General features: G+C 45.8%; 12 protein-coding genes. 11 read left to right on the forward strand and 1 reads right to left on the reverse strand.

What is annotated here, in order from left to right; all coding sequences use genetic code 11:
• Positions 1-13 precede the first annotated feature (13 nt).
• From MHH56_RS14325 to MHH56_RS14340, 4 genes are all read left to right on the forward strand, one after another.
• The gene (locus tag MHH56_RS14325; RefSeq protein WP_339208904.1) at positions 14-628 is read left to right on the forward strand and encodes a ribonuclease HII; all 615 of its coding nucleotides are present in this window, start codon (positions 14-16) and stop codon (positions 626-628) included.
• A 249-nt stretch (positions 629-877) separates the two neighbouring features.
• The gene (locus MHH56_RS14330) at positions 878-2,704 is read left to right on the forward strand and encodes a hypothetical protein (RefSeq protein WP_339208905.1); all 1,827 of its coding nucleotides are present in this window, start codon (positions 878-880) and stop codon (positions 2,702-2,704) included.
• Entirely contained in the window at positions 2,701-3,009 is a 309-nt protein-coding gene (locus MHH56_RS14335) for an EscU/YscU/HrcU family type III secretion system export apparatus switch protein (protein ID WP_076268346.1), read from the forward strand. The genes MHH56_RS14330 and MHH56_RS14335 overlap by 4 nt, the downstream gene beginning before the upstream one ends.
• Positions 3,002-3,406: a YraN family protein gene (locus MHH56_RS14340; RefSeq protein WP_339208906.1), complete on the forward strand. Its 405-nt coding sequence runs from the start codon at positions 3,002-3,004 to the stop codon at positions 3,404-3,406. The genes MHH56_RS14335 and MHH56_RS14340 overlap by 8 nt, the downstream gene beginning before the upstream one ends.
• A 58-nt stretch (positions 3,407-3,464) precedes the next feature.
• On the opposite strand, the gene MHH56_RS14345 is transcribed toward MHH56_RS14340, so the two are convergent.
• Positions 3,465-5,090 (reverse strand): YifB family Mg chelatase-like AAA ATPase, encoded by a 1,626-nt coding sequence (locus MHH56_RS14345; protein ID WP_339208907.1) that lies wholly within the window; start codon positions 5,088-5,090, stop codon positions 3,465-3,467.
• A 293-nt stretch (positions 5,091-5,383) separates the two neighbouring features.
• On the opposite strand from MHH56_RS14345, the gene sucC reads away from it, so the two are divergent.
• The 7 genes from sucC (at position 5,384) to hslU (ending at position 15,143) form a co-directional block, all read left to right on the forward strand.
• Complete coding sequence (gene sucC / locus MHH56_RS14350) at positions 5,384-6,544, forward strand: ADP-forming succinate--CoA ligase subunit beta (protein ID WP_339208908.1); 1,161 nt, start codon at positions 5,384-5,386, stop codon at positions 6,542-6,544.
• Between the two features lie 59 nt (positions 6,545-6,603).
• Entirely contained in the window at positions 6,604-7,536 is a 933-nt protein-coding gene (gene sucD, locus MHH56_RS14355) for a succinate--CoA ligase subunit alpha (protein ID WP_053375706.1), read from the forward strand.
• A 177-nt stretch (positions 7,537-7,713) separates the two neighbouring features.
• On the forward strand, positions 7,714-8,847 hold the full coding sequence (gene dprA, locus MHH56_RS14360) for a DNA-processing protein DprA (RefSeq protein ID WP_339208909.1): 1,134 nt from the start codon (positions 7,714-7,716) through the stop codon (positions 8,845-8,847).
• Between the two features lie 28 nt (positions 8,848-8,875).
• Positions 8,876-10,984: a type I DNA topoisomerase gene (gene topA, locus MHH56_RS14365; protein WP_076268350.1), complete on the forward strand. Its 2,109-nt coding sequence runs from the start codon at positions 8,876-8,878 to the stop codon at positions 10,982-10,984.
• A gap of 757 nt (positions 10,985-11,741) precedes the next feature.
• Complete coding sequence (gene trmFO / locus MHH56_RS14370) at positions 11,742-13,061, forward strand: FADH(2)-oxidizing methylenetetrahydrofolate--tRNA-(uracil(54)-C(5))-methyltransferase TrmFO (RefSeq protein WP_076269141.1); 1,320 nt, start codon at positions 11,742-11,744, stop codon at positions 13,059-13,061.
• Between the two features lie 57 nt (positions 13,062-13,118).
• On the forward strand, positions 13,119-13,664 hold the full coding sequence (hslV, locus tag MHH56_RS14375) for an ATP-dependent protease subunit HslV (RefSeq protein WP_076269142.1): 546 nt from the start codon (positions 13,119-13,121) through the stop codon (positions 13,662-13,664).
• Between the two features lie 78 nt (positions 13,665-13,742).
• On the forward strand, positions 13,743-15,143 hold the full coding sequence (hslU, locus tag MHH56_RS14380; RefSeq protein WP_339208912.1) for an ATP-dependent protease ATPase subunit HslU: 1,401 nt from the start codon (positions 13,743-13,745) through the stop codon (positions 15,141-15,143).

A 15,143-nucleotide genomic window follows, 5' to 3' on the forward strand; every position in this document is an offset into this window, starting at 1 on the left:
GGGGGAACGTAACGTGCTGCAATATGAACAGTCGTTATGGGAAGAAGGATTTAAAGCGATTGCTGGTGTAGATGAGGTTGGCCGAGGTTGCTTGTTCGGAGACGTCGTGGCAGCTGCCGTTATTTTACCGCCAGGGCTTGTGATTGAAGGGGTTAACGACTCCAAGAAGCTTTCCGAGAAAAAGCGTGACCAGCTGTATGATATTATTTTGCAGGAATGTGTAGCGTGGTCGGCTGCTCGTGTTGATGCTGAAACGGTTGATCGAATCAATATTAAGCAGGCAGCTAGGCTTGCAATGAAAATTGCAGTGGAATCGTTACAGCTTCCTTCTGACTATTTGCTTGTTGATGCAGAGAAGGTCGATGTTAGTCTGCCGCAGCTCTCAATCATTAAAGGGGATGCTACAAGCCAATCGATCGCTGCAGCCTCTATCGTTGCCAAGGTTACGCGCGATAGGCTTTGTGTGACTGAATGGGAGCAGGAATATCCAGCTTATGGCATTGCTATACACAAGGGATATGCAACGAAGCTTCATCGGGAGCGATTGCTAGCTAATGGACCAAGTCCTCTTCATCGCAGATCGTTTCTCGGCAATTTATTTACAGAGGAGCAGCTGCTTCTCTTCTAGCTGCATCTCGCAGCATATATTATATGACGCTCGATTGATTGTGCGAGGCAAAAGATGCCTAGTGTAATTATCGGGCGTTATTTTGTTTTTGTGCTGTTTTTTGGGATGAACGGCTACAAGCTTTACTCATTTTGACCGATATAAGGCTTATAGGTTTAATGAAGTCGTACATGCTTATGTAAAGAGCTCGCTTAAGTGCAAAGAGCAAACGCATAGAATGGCGCTGGAGCAACGGAGGCGAATGAACAAATGAATATAAGTCAAATGATGCGAAGCTTCTTAGGAGAGGCTTCTAGTGCGGATACACGAGCTGTGGAGCTTAAAGTTGGACAAGTGGTAAGAGGCGTCATTTTGCAGGTGATGGAAAATAACGAAGCGCTCGTACAAATTAACGGTGTACAAGTGCGTGCGAAGCTAGAGATGCCGCTTCAAGTGGGACAATCAGCAATGCTCCAAGTGCAGCCTCAATCAAGCGGAGCGCTTGTAATGCTTAAACAAGTTGAACCTGGTCAAGTGGGATTGCCTGATGATACGTTCAAAGAATGGGCTAAACAGCTGGCGTTGCCAGAGCAGAAATGGGCAGCGCAAATCGTCAAGGATTTGCGGAAGGAAGGCGTTATTCTGAACCGCGACGTTGCGCAAGCCTTTCAACAGGCTGCATCCGCGATGCCGGCTGGTGGAGATGCGGAGCAATGGATGCAGTCCGCTGCCGCAACCTTTAAAAGAGGGCTGCCTATGACTGGCGCTACTGTAGGTGCGATGCAGCAGGTTATGTTCGGGCGCAGCACGCATGAGCTGCTTGAGACGTTGCAGCTGCAAATTACTTCATTCACGAGCGTTTCGGATGAAGGGAAAGCTGAAACAAAAGCTGCAACTCAAGCAGCTGCACGTGTGCAAGCGCTTCTGACGGAAGGGCTCGAGCTGCTTCGTGGAGTGACGGCTGAGTCTAGTGCAGCAAGATCAGGAGAAGCCGTTACAAAGGACATACCGACTTCAAAGCAATTAAACGCGCAAATCGTCAAAACGGACTTGCCGCAGGCAACAGCAGCACCTGTCGCTATGTCTGAGGACGAAGCTCCGGATCAACAAGCTAATCCTCAAGCGGCTAGAGCATTAGCCAGTCAGTCAAGTCAGCCCAACTGGCTGGGACAGATGATGAAATGGATGGGCGTCGATCATGAGCTTCAGCTTGCCAAAGTATTTACAGCGGATACTCAATTGAGCCAGCAAGCGCCGGCTCCTCAGCCAGCAACAACGGAAACTGCTGCGAAGCCGGCAACTGTAACGACTGCTTCAGCACCACCGCTGCAGACTCCTATCGTCGAGGCTAACAGCAAAGAAGCTGCTCCAACCGTAATGCTGGCAAAACCAGCAGAGTTTGAAACCGCTGATTCTCAGCAAGCAAGGCTGCCGGATCAAAAGCATATGGTTGAACGAGCAGCCTTAGCGGTTCTTTCGAACGTTGCAGACAGCATTCCAATGACAGATTCTTCTCCGCCTGCACAGCAGGAATCATTGAAAAGTGCCTTGCTAGCTCTGGTTTCATCGGATCATACACCTCCTGCTCTCAAAGAGACAGCGCAGCAGCTTGTACAGCAAATAACAGGCCAGCAGCTTTTGCTTACTCCTGAGCGGAACAGCTCAGTTCTCACGCATGTGACGATGTTTATTCCAATCAATAACGCAGACGGCAAACAAACCGCTTCGGTTCACATTCAGACAAGAAGAGGGCGAAAAGGAGAGCTTGACGCTTCGAATTGCAGATTGCTCTTTAATTTGTCGATGAATACGCTGGGCGATACAATGGTTGATGTAAATGTGATGGACAAAATTGTAAGTTTAAACTTGTGGAATGATCATCCTGCAATTTCATCGCTTGCAGAAGGATCTCGAAATGAAATTGCTGCCAGCTTGCAGCAAGCAGGCTATCAGCTGCTTTCACTGCGAACAACGCCGCTTCCCAAAGCGGGGGAATCAAAGGTGGAAGCAGCATCAGCAGCAGTTAAGAACCAGCAAATGACGGATATGAGCGCCTTTGCAGCCAATCGTTACAAAGGAGTCGATTATCGTATATGAGCAGCGATCAGAGTGAAAATCAGCCACAAACGAAAGTCAGGAAAGCAGTAGCCTTAAAATACGAGCCAGGCGAGCGCACTGCTCCGGTTATGGTTGCGAAAGGGAAAGGGCATTTGGCGGATCTCATCCTTGAGAAAGCGAAGGAAAATGGCATTCCTGTACAAGAGGATTCCTCGTTGGTAGAAGTGCTCTCTAAGCTTGATATCGATCAAGAAATTCCGGGTGAGCTGTATACGCTCGTCGCAGAAATTTTAAGCTTTGTTTATCGTTCTGACCGAAAAGCGAGGGAAATGATAGATGGGTGATGATGAGGGAAGAGCGAAAGGGACGCGGAAACTAGATAATAGGAAAGCTACGGGTCAGCTTGGCGAGGATGCAGCTTGTTTGTATTTAGTAGAAGAGAATTATAATATTCTCACGCGGAATTGGCGATGTAGAATAGGAGAAATTGATATTATTGCTGAACATTCTGATAGATTTGTATTTGTAGAGGTGCGTACGAGAAAAGAAGGCGGTAAATACGGCACAGCCGCGGAGTCGGTGGATTATCGCAAACAACAGAAGGTAAGGGACGCGGCTCAAGTTTATTTACGCAGTGTTGGGCGCTCAGATGCATCCATTCGCTTTGATGTTATTGCGATAACGTTGAGCCGTGCAGATGAGATCGTCACTTCTTTAAAGCATTTTGAGGCAGCGTTCTAAAATGGTAACAAATTGGACTTTCTCTGACGGGAGCTAACCTACAGAGAAAGTTTTTTTATTATGAAAGCGGCTTATCAAGCCCGCGATATTGAATAGCTTCCGCGATATGCATCGTATCGACTGCGTCGCTTGCTTCAAGATCGGCTATGGTGCGTGCCAGCTTCAGCATTCTATCGTATGCCCGCATACTGATTCCAAGCGCTTCAAAAGCACTTTCCAGCAGGCTTGCGGCTTCTGGCTTTATATTTACAGACCTTCGAAGGGCAGCGCCGTTTAATGATTCAATAGGATTGAGACTGGTGCCTGCTGTGCGATCTTGTTTAAAGGCATATGCACCCAGCACTAGCTGCTTCATTTGGGCAGTATTAAGTGATGGGCCAGTTGAAGCATGCTCTAGTGAAATGGGTCTTGGCACTTCTAGCTGTAAATCTATTCGATCAAGCAATGGCCCTGATATCTTAGATCGATAACGGCTAATGAGTGTAGCGCTGCAAGTGCAGCGTTTGTCGCCATACTCATGCCCATAATAGCCGCATGGACATGGATTAAAGGAGGCAGCCAGCATAATGCTGGCTGGAAACTGGAATACAGCTTTGGAGCGGGAAATGGTTACTATACGATCCTCCAGCGGCTGTCTCAAAACCTCAAGCACCTGTCTCGGAAATTCTGGCAATTCATCAAGAAACAACACGCCGCGATGAGCGAGTGTAACTTCTCCCGGCTTCGGGATAGAGCCGCCGCCGATCAGTCCGCCGGACGATATGGTATGATGCGGAGCGCGAAATGGTGGATGTGTAATAAGGCCATGGGAGCTATCGAGCAGTTTGCCAGCTACACTATATATTTTCGTAACCTCCAGCGCTTCTTGTTCAGTCAATAAGGGCAATATCCCCGGTAGACGCCGAATCATCATCGTTTTACCCGTGCCTGGAGGTCCGCTGAGCAAAATATTGTGTTTGCCAGCCGCGGCTATAAGCATAGCTCGTTTGGCTTGATGCTGACCGATAACATCTCCATAATCACCAATTTCATCTTGCTTATCTAGAAATGTTTTGTTTTCAATTTGGTTAAATCTGGAATCGTTTCTATGATCGACACGAATATCGTTCCAGTCGGATTGTTTCTTTTTGATTAAATCAAGCTCTTTCAGGTGGCTTAACGCAAACAATTCCATATCAGAAATCCAGATGGCTTCCTTGACGTTCGCGACAGGCAGCAAGACACGCTTAAAGCCAAGTCGTTTCGCTTGTTCAATCATGGCAAGTACGCCGGGAACCGGACGGACATTGCCGTTAAGTGAGAGCTCTCCAAGAAGAAGCGTATTCTCAAATGGGGCAACGCTAATTTGTCCGCTTGCAGTTAAGATGCCCGCCGCAATGGCTAAATCAAAGGATGTGCCTTCCTTGCGCAAATCGGCAGGAGCTAGATTAACCGTAATTCTGTCCATAGGAAAAGTAAAACCACTATTTTTTAGAGCGGCTCGAACGCGTTCAACAGATTCGCGAACAGCAGGATCAGGCAAACCCACTACGTTGATTTGGGGCAGGCCGCTGGAAATATCAACCTCAACCGAAATGCTTTTACCATCTACTCCATAAACGCTTGCGCTCTGAATTAAACTAAACACGACAAAAAGCACCCCCATATTTGTGAATGAAGGTGCTTCCTTACGATTCCGTTCCATCGTTATGAATTTGCCAATATCATAATTTAGTTAACTTTAAATTGTCAATATTTAAAATGTTTCGGGTATGATTTTTAGGATTGGGTCATACTAAATGGCGTGGTATTTTCCCTTATAAAACGAGCAATCCAGCTGGTTTTATCGCTTTAATCTCATTTTGAGATGAAACCCATATCAAAAAAGCCGTATTAATTATGCGTGAAAGTAAGGTAACTGGCGGGGAAAGGTGCTACAATAATAGAGGTTTGTGTACATATGACTGATTTCAGTCTGTGAAATGGAGGATTTCAACAATGAATATCCATGAATATCAAGGGAAAGCGGTCCTTAAACAGTATGGTGTCGTCGTACCTGAAGGTAAAGTAGCCTTCACTGTAGACGAAGCTGTTGACGCGGCTAAATCGCTCGGAACAAAGGTTGTTGTCGTGAAAGCACAAATTCACGCTGGCGGCCGGGGTAAAGCGGGCGGAGTTAAAGTAGCAAAAAATCTTGATGAGGTGCGCGCTTATGCTAGTGAGATTCTAGGTAAAGTGCTTGTTACGCATCAAACAGGTCCAGAAGGCAAGGAAGTCAAACGTCTTCTGATCGAAGAAGGCTGCGACATTAAGAAAGAATATTATATCGGCGTAGTATTAGACCGTGGTACAGGTCGTGTCGTTATGATGGCTTCGGAAGAGGGCGGCACTGAGATTGAAGAAGTTGCTGAACACTCCCCGGAGAAAATCATTAAGGAGATCGTTGATCCTGCTGTTGGCTTGCAAGCGTTCCAAGCACGCAAACTAGCATATGCAATCAACATCCCTAATGAGCTTGTTAACAAAGCAGTTAAGTTCATGATTTCTCTTTACACCGCTTTTGTTGAGAAAGATGCATCCATTGCAGAAATCAATCCGCTTGTTGTAACTGGCGACGGACAAGTTATTGCTCTTGATGCTAAATTGAACTTCGACTCAAACGCTCTTTATCGTCACAAAGATATCGTTGAGCTTCGCGATTTGGAAGAAGAAGACGCAAAAGAAATTGAAGCGTCCAAATACGACCTTAGCTACATCGCTCTTGACGGCAACATCGGTTGCTTGGTCAACGGTGCAGGCCTAGCGATGGCAACAATGGATATTATCAAATATTACGGCGGCGACCCTGCCAACTTCCTAGACGTAGGGGGCGGTGCTACAGCTGAGAAGGTAACAGAAGCGTTCAAAATCATTTTGTCTGATGAAAAAGTTAAAGGTATTTTCGTTAACATTTTCGGCGGCATTATGCGTTGTGACGTAATTGCAAATGGCGTTGTCGAAGCAGCGAAGCAAGTCGGTCTTGACCGTCCGCTCGTTGTTCGTCTAGAAGGTACTAACGTAGACCTCGGCAAAACTATTTTGAAAGAATCGGGATTGAACATCGTGGCTGCGGATTCCATGGCGGACGGCGCGCAGAAGATTGTCGCTCTCGTGAAATAAGATAACTTGCTGTGTGGCATAGGCCGCATACGAATTCATTCAGGGGATGTGAGTTAAGAGTGAGCATTTTGGTTAATAAAGATACAAAAGTCATTACCCAAGGTATTACAGGAGCAACTGGCTTGTTCCATACCAAAGGCGGATTGGAATACGGTACGCAAATGGTCGGCGGCGTAACACCTGGTAAAGGTGGCACTAACGTTGATATTACACTTGATAACGGCACGCTCGTATCATTGCCTGTTTTCAACACGGTTGCTCAAGCAAAAGCTGCTACTGGCGCTAATGCTTCAGTTATCTATGTACCACCTGCATTTGCTGCAGATGCAATCATGGAAGCGGTTGACGCTGAGCTTGATCTTGTTATCTGTATTACAGAAGGCATTCCCGTGCTTGATATGGTAAAAGTTAAACGTTACATGGACGGCAGCAAAACCGTTCTTATCGGACCTAACTGCCCAGGCGTAATTACGCCGGATGAATGCAAAATCGGCATTATGCCTGGTTACATTCATACAGCTGGACATGTTGGCGTAATTTCTCGCTCAGGAACATTGACTTATGAAGCGGTTCATCAATTGACGACTCGTGGAATTGGACAATCTTCTGCAGTAGGAATCGGCGGCGACCCGGTTAAGGGCTCTGAGTTTATCGATATCTTGAATCTTTTCAATGAAGATCCAGATACCTACGCGGTTATCATGATTGGTGAAATCGGCGGTACAGCAGAGGAAGAAGCTGCTGAGTGGATTAAAGCAAACATGAAAAAACCAGTTGTCGGCTTCATTGGCGGCGCAACAGCGCCTCCGGGCAAACGGATGGGACATGCTGGCGCAATCATTTCCGGTGGTAAAGGAACAGCTGCTGAAAAAATCGCAACACTTGAAGCTTGCGGCATTAAAGTAGCTCCAACACCATCTGAGATGGGTTCAACGCTTGTGAGTGTTCTTGAAGAGCAAGGCCTTCTTGAAAAATGCATCACACGCAAATAATTATATAGTTTGATCTAAGGTAAGCAACCTTTCAACGACCCGATAACGGGAGTTGGAAGGTTGCTTTTTTTTTTGCGGATTGCCATTATTTTATCGGCTGACTTGCATTCTTATGCTATCTACCGCACAATAGATAAGTATGTAGGCCAGCCCGAGTAGAGAAGGGGCTTGGTACAGATGACTAAAAAACAAGATATTCGTAGACAAATGGTTATTGCCTTTCACGAAATTCCTGGCATAGGATGGCATGCAATTCAGAAGGCTGTTCACCATGAATTTTGGAATAAACGCTCATGGAGCATAGAAGATTTACTTGCTATAGGCCTGCATCGTGGTCAAGCGAAAGCAGCGGCTGAACGTTATGCAGAGCGTCCATGGATTTTGACAGAAGATCCGTCAGAAGCAGTTGCTGCAGTAAATGCAATCGCATTAACGCCTTATGATACCGAATATCCGAAAATTTTAAGAGAGATTGCACAGCCGCCTTGGGTCTTGTATGCTAGAGGACGTCTTGAGCTGCTGCAGCGTCCAGCAATTGCAGTAGTAGGTACAAGAGTGCCGACCGCATATGGCAGGCAATCAGCGACTACGCTGGCACAGGAGCTTTCCTCTGCTGGCTTGACGGTGGTTAGCGGCCTAGCCAAAGGTGTCGATAGCAAAGCTCATGAAGCAGCGTTGTACGGAGCGGGAGGAACGATTGCTGTTCTGCCTACGCCTATTGATAAGTGTTATCCAACTGAGAATCTATCATTGTTTCACAAAATTGCCGAGCATGGCTTGCTCGTCTCAGAAACGCCGATCGGTACTCCGCTGCATCCTGGACAATTTCCGCAGCGCAATCGTATTATTGCGGCATTATCCGTAGGAACGGTTATTGTGGAAGGCGCAACGAAGAGCGGCTCTCTGATAACAGCACAGCATGCGATGGACATGTCTCGGGAGTTGTTTGCTGTACCCGGTCCAAACTCATCGCCTAAGAGTGAGGGGCCAAATGCGCTCATCAAACGCGGAGAAGCAAAGCTTATTAGCTGCGTTGAAGATATTATCGATGAGCTGAATTGGCTGCCGGAAGCGCTTAAAGCTTACAAGGAAGCAGATGCAGCGAGCAAGTCCGAACAGGAATTAAATAAGCCAGAGCTCACGCCTGAGGAGAGTAAATTGATTGCTTTTTTACGAGATCAGCCCTTATCTATTAATGAGTTGCACGAGCTCTCCGCCTTCCCGTTTGGACATTTGAACGCACTTCTGCTAAATTTATGTATAAAACGCAAAATTGAATTGCAGCCCGGATCAATATATATTGCTTTATAGCTTGCAATGGAGAGAGGAGGCGCCTTACATGGCAGATTCTTTAGTTATCGTCGAATCACCCGCGAAAGCCAAAACGATTGGTAAATATCTTGGCAGTAAATATATCGTTAAAGCTTCTATGGGACATATTCGCGATTTGCCCAAAAGCCAGATCGGCGTCGAGGTTGAAAATGATTTTAATCCTAAATACATAACCATACGCGGCAAAGGCAGCATTCTCAAGGAATTGAAGGATGCCAGCAAAAAAGTGAAACATGTCTTTCTAGCAGCCGATCCGGATCGCGAAGGTGAAGCGATTGCTTGGCATTTGGCGCATTATTTGGAGCTGGATGAGACCGATACTTGCCGCGTTGTATTTAATGAAATTACGAAACAGGCCGTGAAGGATGCTTTTAAGACACCGCGAAAGATTAATATGGATTTAGTTAACGCGCAGCAGGCGAGACGGATTTTGGACCGATTGGTTGGTTACAAGATTAGTCCGCTCCTATGGAAAAAAGTGAAGAAGGGCTTGTCTGCCGGCAGGGTTCAATCGGTTGCCGTTAAGCTCATCATCGATCGTGAAAACGAAATCGATGCATTCATCCCTGAGGAATACTGGTCCATCACTGCGAAGCTGACTCATGCAGGAATTCCTTTTGATGCGAAATATCATTCTATTCATGGAGAAAAACGTGAGTTAGGCAAGGAAGCTGACGTTGAGGAAGTTCTCCAAGCGATGAAGGGCAGCAAGCTCACAGTCTCTGACGTGAGAGAGAAGGAGCGTCTGCGCAATCCAGCGCCTCCATTTATAACGAGCTCCCTTCAACAGGAAGCGGCAAGGAAACTTGGCTTCCGGGCTTCTAAGACGATGTCAGTAGCACAGCAACTGTATGAAGGCGTTGAGCTGGGTAAAGAAGGTACAGTCGGTTTAATCACTTATATGAGAACCGATTCTACGCGCATCTCGCCTATCGCTCAAGAAGAAGCGAAAGAATTCATTTCTGAAAAGTATGGCGAAGCTTTTGTGCCTGAACAACCACGCATTTACACAAAGAAAAACAGCAACGCTCAAGACGCGCATGAAGCGATTCGGCCAACGTCCATATTAAGAGATCCCGAATCAATGAAACCGTTCTTGAGTCGTGATCAGCTGCGACTGTATAAGCTCGTATGGGAACGTTTCGTATCGAGTCAGATGCAGTCGGCAGTGCTCGACACGATGACTGTGGATTTGCAGGCAGGCGATACAACGTTTAGAGCTACTGGTTCTAAAGTGAAATTTGCCGGCTTTATGAAGGTATATGTGGAAGGCAACGATGACGGCACGGTTGAGGAGCATAAGTTTTTGCCGCCGCTAGCCGCTGGAGATGTCATTCAATCAGAATCGATAGATCCAAAACAGCATTTTACGCAGCCGCCGCCACGTTTTTCGGAGGCACGTCTAGTAAAGACGCTTGAGGAGCTCGGTATAGGTCGTCCAAGTACGTATGCGCCGACACTGGAAACGATTCAGAAGCGCGGATACATTGCAATGGAAGAGAAAAAATTTATGCCAACTGAACTTGGAGATCTAGTCATTCAGCTCATGGAGGAGTTTTTCCCTGAAATTTTGGATGCGGAGTTTACAGCGAACATGGAAGGCAACCTCGACCATGTGGAAGAAGGCACAGAGGATTGGGTAAAAGTGCTCGCTACATTTTACGAATCCTTCGAGAAAAGATTAGAAGTTGCCGAAGATGAAATGAAGGAAATCGAAATTCAAGACGAAGTGTCTGATGAGCTTTGTGAGAAGTGCGGACGCCACTTAGTCTATAAGATGGGCCGATTTGGCAAGTTTCTTGCGTGCTCGGGCTTCCCGGATTGCCGCAATACGAAACCTATCGTCAAGGATATCGGTGTGACATGCCCGAAATGCGCAGAAGGCAAAATCATTGAGCGTCGGAGCAAAAAGGGACGTATATTTTATGGCTGTGATCAATATCCCGGCTGTGATTATGTGTCATGGGATAAACCGACGAACAAACCTTGCCCGCAATGCGGCGAGTCCAAGCTTGTTGAAAAGCGCAATCGCAGCGGAGCAAAGCTGCTTTGCCCAACATGTGATTATTCCGAAGAGGTATTGGATGAAGACGAGCAAGGTACCGATACGGATTAAGTAAGCATGAGCTAGCAGTATCAACCATACTACAGAATCGAATGACAACCGCCTTACCCGTCCTCCCTTCACAAAGGGGGGACACCGTTGTTAAACGGGCTATTAAGCTGCTGTAATCGATTTATAATGGTTTCAATCATTCTGATATTTCAAATGGCTTAAATCGCTCAAATCGCACCTAAGCTTCTTCTGCCTTTCAGTCATGCAGTACTAAAGTTTGCACAAGCTGAACTCATATCACTAACTGATGGATGAGATCTATGTTAGCGCAAGCTGGAAGCGATATTACGGCAATGGGATGGATAACCGACTGATTAACACAGAGGTTAGTCCAATTGCAGGTGTCCAGAGGACGCAGTCCTTGGGGCCCTCCCTTGGAAGGGAGGGTTTGGGTGGGTTCGAAAAGCTTGTGGGGGTTTTAAGTTTTAAAAGGATTTGAAGTTTTAAAAGGTTTGATGTTTAAAAAGGAATTGAATGTTTTAAAATGCTTGTAAAACTGTTATAAAATTGTTGTAAAAGTGTTTTGAATAACAAAAGTGTTTTAAAAGTTTTGTAAAGCATGAAAGGCTCTAAAAGCTCTTTCATCCTTCAAAAAGCTTATAAAGTTTTAAAGTTGAAAAACTTCACAACATTCAAAATGTTTGAAATTATTGGAAGGTTCGAAATTATTAATTTACAATAAAAAAACCTTTGAAGGCAAGGTAGTAGCGCCAAAGGTCAACCTACGTGAACTATATCTGAAAGGATTGAATATATTTTGTCACAACCACAAAAAGTAACCGTCATCGGAGCAGGACTAGCAGGCAGCGAGGCAGCATGGCAAATTGCATCACAAGGAGTACCTGTCGTTTTGTATGAAATGCGTCCAGTCACAAAAACACCTGCTCATCATACGAATCAATTTGCAGAGCTTGTATGCAGCAATAGCTTGCGTTCTAATGGTCTTGCAAATGCTGTTGGAGTATTAAAGGAAGAGATGCGCCGACTAGACTCGCTTATTTTGAGCTGTGCTGATCAGCACGCTGTACCTGCGGGAGGAGCGCTGGCGGTTGACCGCGACGGTTTCTCTGGTGAAGTTACTCGCAGACTGCATGAGCATCCACTTGTTGAAGTACGGAATGAAGAGGTAACAGAAATTCCGAAAGACGGAATTGTTGTTATTGCTACAGGCCCACTGACAGCACCGGGCTTGTCTTCGCAAATTCAAGAGCTGCTGGGCGAAGAGTATTTTTATTTCTATGATGCTGCAGCGCCAATCGTCGAAAAAGATTCTATTGATATGAGCAAGGTTTATTTAGCTTCCCGTTACGATAAAGGTGAAGCTGCTTATTTGAACTGTCCAATGACAGAAGAAGAATTTGAAATTTTCCACGAAGCGCTGACAACAGCTGAGAAAGCAGAAGTAAAAGATTTTGAGAAGGAAGTCTACTTTGAAGGCTGTATGCCGATCGAGATTATGGCAAGCAGAGGCAAACAAACCGTATTGTTTGGACCTATGAAGCCAGTTGGACTTGTAAATCCGCACACGGGTGAGCTGCCGCATGCTGTAATTCAGCTTCGTCAGGATAACGCTGCAGGAACATTATACAACCTAGTCGGATTCCAGACTCATCTCAAATGGGGAGAGCAAAAACGCGTCTTCTCATTAATACCAGGTCTGGAAAATGCTGAGTTTGTTCGTTTCGGCGTTATGCATCGCAATACGTTTATCAATTCACCTCGTTTACTTAAGCCTACCTATCAGCTTAACAACCGCGAGACCTTATTTTTTGCAGGCCAGATGACCGGTGTTGAAGGTTATGTGGAATCTGCTGCTTCCGGCTTGATTGCTGGAATCAACGCTGCAAGATTAGCTCGAGATCTTGAACCACTCGTATTGCCGGAGCAAACTACGCTTGGCAGTATGGCTCATTATATTACAACAGCCGATTTCAAGCATTTCCAACCGATGAATGCTAATTTCGGTTTATTTCCACCGCTTGAGAAGAAGATCCGCAGCAAAAAAGAAAAGAACGAAATGATTGCGAATCGCGCTTTGGAAGGTATTGAGCAATTTAAAAAGGAACATTTGCAATAATATTGCGTAATGAAGGCATGGCAATTTAATTATTTGGAACCTTGAGGAGGCAAAGCAATGGAAATGCAATTTCACGCTACAACGATTTGCGCAGTTCGTCATGAGGGAAAAGGTGCAATTGCCGGGGATGGCCAGGTCACTTTTGGAAATAGCATGGTCATGAAAAACTCTGCTAAAAAAGTAAGAAGGCTTTATCGCGGTCAAGTCGTCGCAGGTTTTGCAGGATCAGTTGCAGATGCCATTACTTTGTTCGAGAAGTTTGAGGCAAAGCTGGAGGAGCATCACGGCAACTTGCAGCGTTCAGCTGTTGAGCTTGCCAAGGAATGGCGTTCAGACCGTGTCCTTCGTAGATTGGAAGCGATGATGCTCGTTATGGACAAAACCGGCTTGCTGCTTATTTCAGGCAACGGTGAGATCATTGAGCCGGATGACGGCATTCTAGCAATTGGCTCAGGCGGCAGCTTCGCATTATCGGCAGCAAGAGCGCTTCAGCGTCATGCACCTCAAATGGAAGCAAAGGATATCGCGCGTTCATCGCTAGAAATAGCGGCAGAAATTTGTGTATTCACGAATCATAATATTATTGTTGAAGAGATCGTATAAATCGAGTAACAGGATTTTGGATAGAAGGCCAAACTTCGGAAAGTCTTAGCGAAGAATAGAAATCGGAGGGATTTTATAATGGGAAATGATGCACTGACGCCTCGTCAGATCGTAGCGGAGCTTGATAAGTATATTGTTGGGCAAAAACCAGCGAAACGTTCTGTAGCCATTGCGCTTCGCAATCGTTACCGGAGAAGTTTGCTCGATGAAACGCTGCGCGATGAAATCGTTCCGAAAAATATTTTGATGATCGGACCTACCGGAGTAGGTAAAACGGAAATCGCACGCCGCTTGGCAAAGCTGGTTAAAGCACCATTTGTGAAACTAGAAGCGACGAAATTTACTGAGGTCGGATATGTAGGCCGTGATGTTGAATCAATGGTCCGCGATCTAGTGGAAACAGCTATACGTATGGTGAAAACAGAAAAAACGGAAAAAGTAAAAGACAGAGCTGAAAAGCTAGCTAATGATCGCATCGTTTCTTTGCTTGCTCCGTCAACGGCTAAGGTTAAATCGCAAAAAAATCCATTTGAAATGTTGTTTGGCAATCAACAGCAATCAGAAGAGCAAAAGGAAGAGCCGGAAGTGGAAAATGCGCTCTTTCAAAAACGTTCGCAAATTAAAGAGCAGCTCGCGGCTGGCAAGCTGGAAAACGAAATCATTGAAATTGAGGTAGAGGACTCCTCTCCTAATATGATGGATATGCTTTCAGGCCAGGGCCCAGAGGGCATGGGCATGAATATGCAGGAGCTGTTCGGTCAATTAATGCCGAAGAAGCCGAAGAAGCGCAAGCTGCCTGTAAAGGAAGCTCGCAAGGTGTTGACGCAGGAGGAAGCTAACAAAATAATCGATATGGATGATGTCATTACCGAATCGATTACAAGAGCTGAGCAATCCGGCATTATTTTCATAGATGAAATTGACAAAATTGCGAGCCCATCACGTGGATCTGGCCCAGATGTATCTAGGGAAGGTGTTCAACGTGATATTTTGCCTATCGTTGAAGGCTCTACTGTCATGACAAAATATGGTCCCGTTAAAACGGATTATGTGTTGTTTATCGCTGCTGGTGCGTTTCATGTTGCGAAACCTTCGGATTTGATACCAGAGCTTCAAGGTCGTTTCCCGATTCGGGTAGAGCTGACTAGTCTTAGCTTGGACGATTTTGTAAGTATTTTGAAAGAACCAAAAAATGCTTTAACGAAGCAGTATTCAGCTCTGCTTGAAACGGAAGGCATTCAGATCGAATTTACTGATGAGGCGATTCGCGAGCTTGCATCCATTGCCGCAGATGTTAACCGCAATACTGAAAATATTGGCGCGCGTCGTTTGCATACGATTTTGGAGAAGCTGCTGGAGGATCTATCTTTTGAAGCGCCTGAGCTGTCGCTCGAAAAAATGACGATTACGCCGGAATACGTTCGAGAAAAACTCGGAAGCATTGCGCAAAATCGCGATTTGAGTCAATATATACTGTAG

It is taken from the genome of Paenibacillus sp. FSL K6-3182, assembly GCF_037976325.1.
Lineage (GTDB): Bacteria > Bacillota > Bacilli > Paenibacillales > Paenibacillaceae > Pristimantibacillus.

Excerpts from the sequence above, each read along its gene's own strand:
- MHH56_RS14340 (WP_339208906.1), top strand. The coding sequence starts at position 3,002 with ATGGGTGATGATGAGGGAAGAGCGAAAGGGACGCGGAAACTAGATAAT.
- hslU (WP_339208912.1), top strand. The coding sequence starts at position 13,743 with ATGGGAAATGATGCACTGACGCCTCGTCAGATCGTAGCGGAGCTTGAT.
- topA (WP_076268350.1), top strand. The coding sequence starts at position 8,876 with ATGGCAGATTCTTTAGTTATCGTCGAATCACCCGCGAAAGCCAAAACG.
- dprA (WP_339208909.1), top strand. The coding sequence starts at position 7,714 with ATGACTAAAAAACAAGATATTCGTAGACAAATGGTTATTGCCTTTCAC.
- MHH56_RS14335 (WP_076268346.1), top strand. The coding sequence starts at position 2,701 with ATGAGCAGCGATCAGAGTGAAAATCAGCCACAAACGAAAGTCAGGAAA.
- MHH56_RS14345 (WP_339208907.1), bottom strand. The coding sequence starts at position 5,090 with ATGGAACGGAATCGTAAGGAAGCACCTTCATTCACAAATATGGGGGTG.
- sucC (WP_339208908.1), top strand. The coding sequence starts at position 5,384 with ATGAATATCCATGAATATCAAGGGAAAGCGGTCCTTAAACAGTATGGT.
- MHH56_RS14330 (WP_339208905.1), top strand. The coding sequence starts at position 878 with ATGAATATAAGTCAAATGATGCGAAGCTTCTTAGGAGAGGCTTCTAGT.
- hslV (WP_076269142.1), top strand. The coding sequence starts at position 13,119 with ATGGAAATGCAATTTCACGCTACAACGATTTGCGCAGTTCGTCATGAG.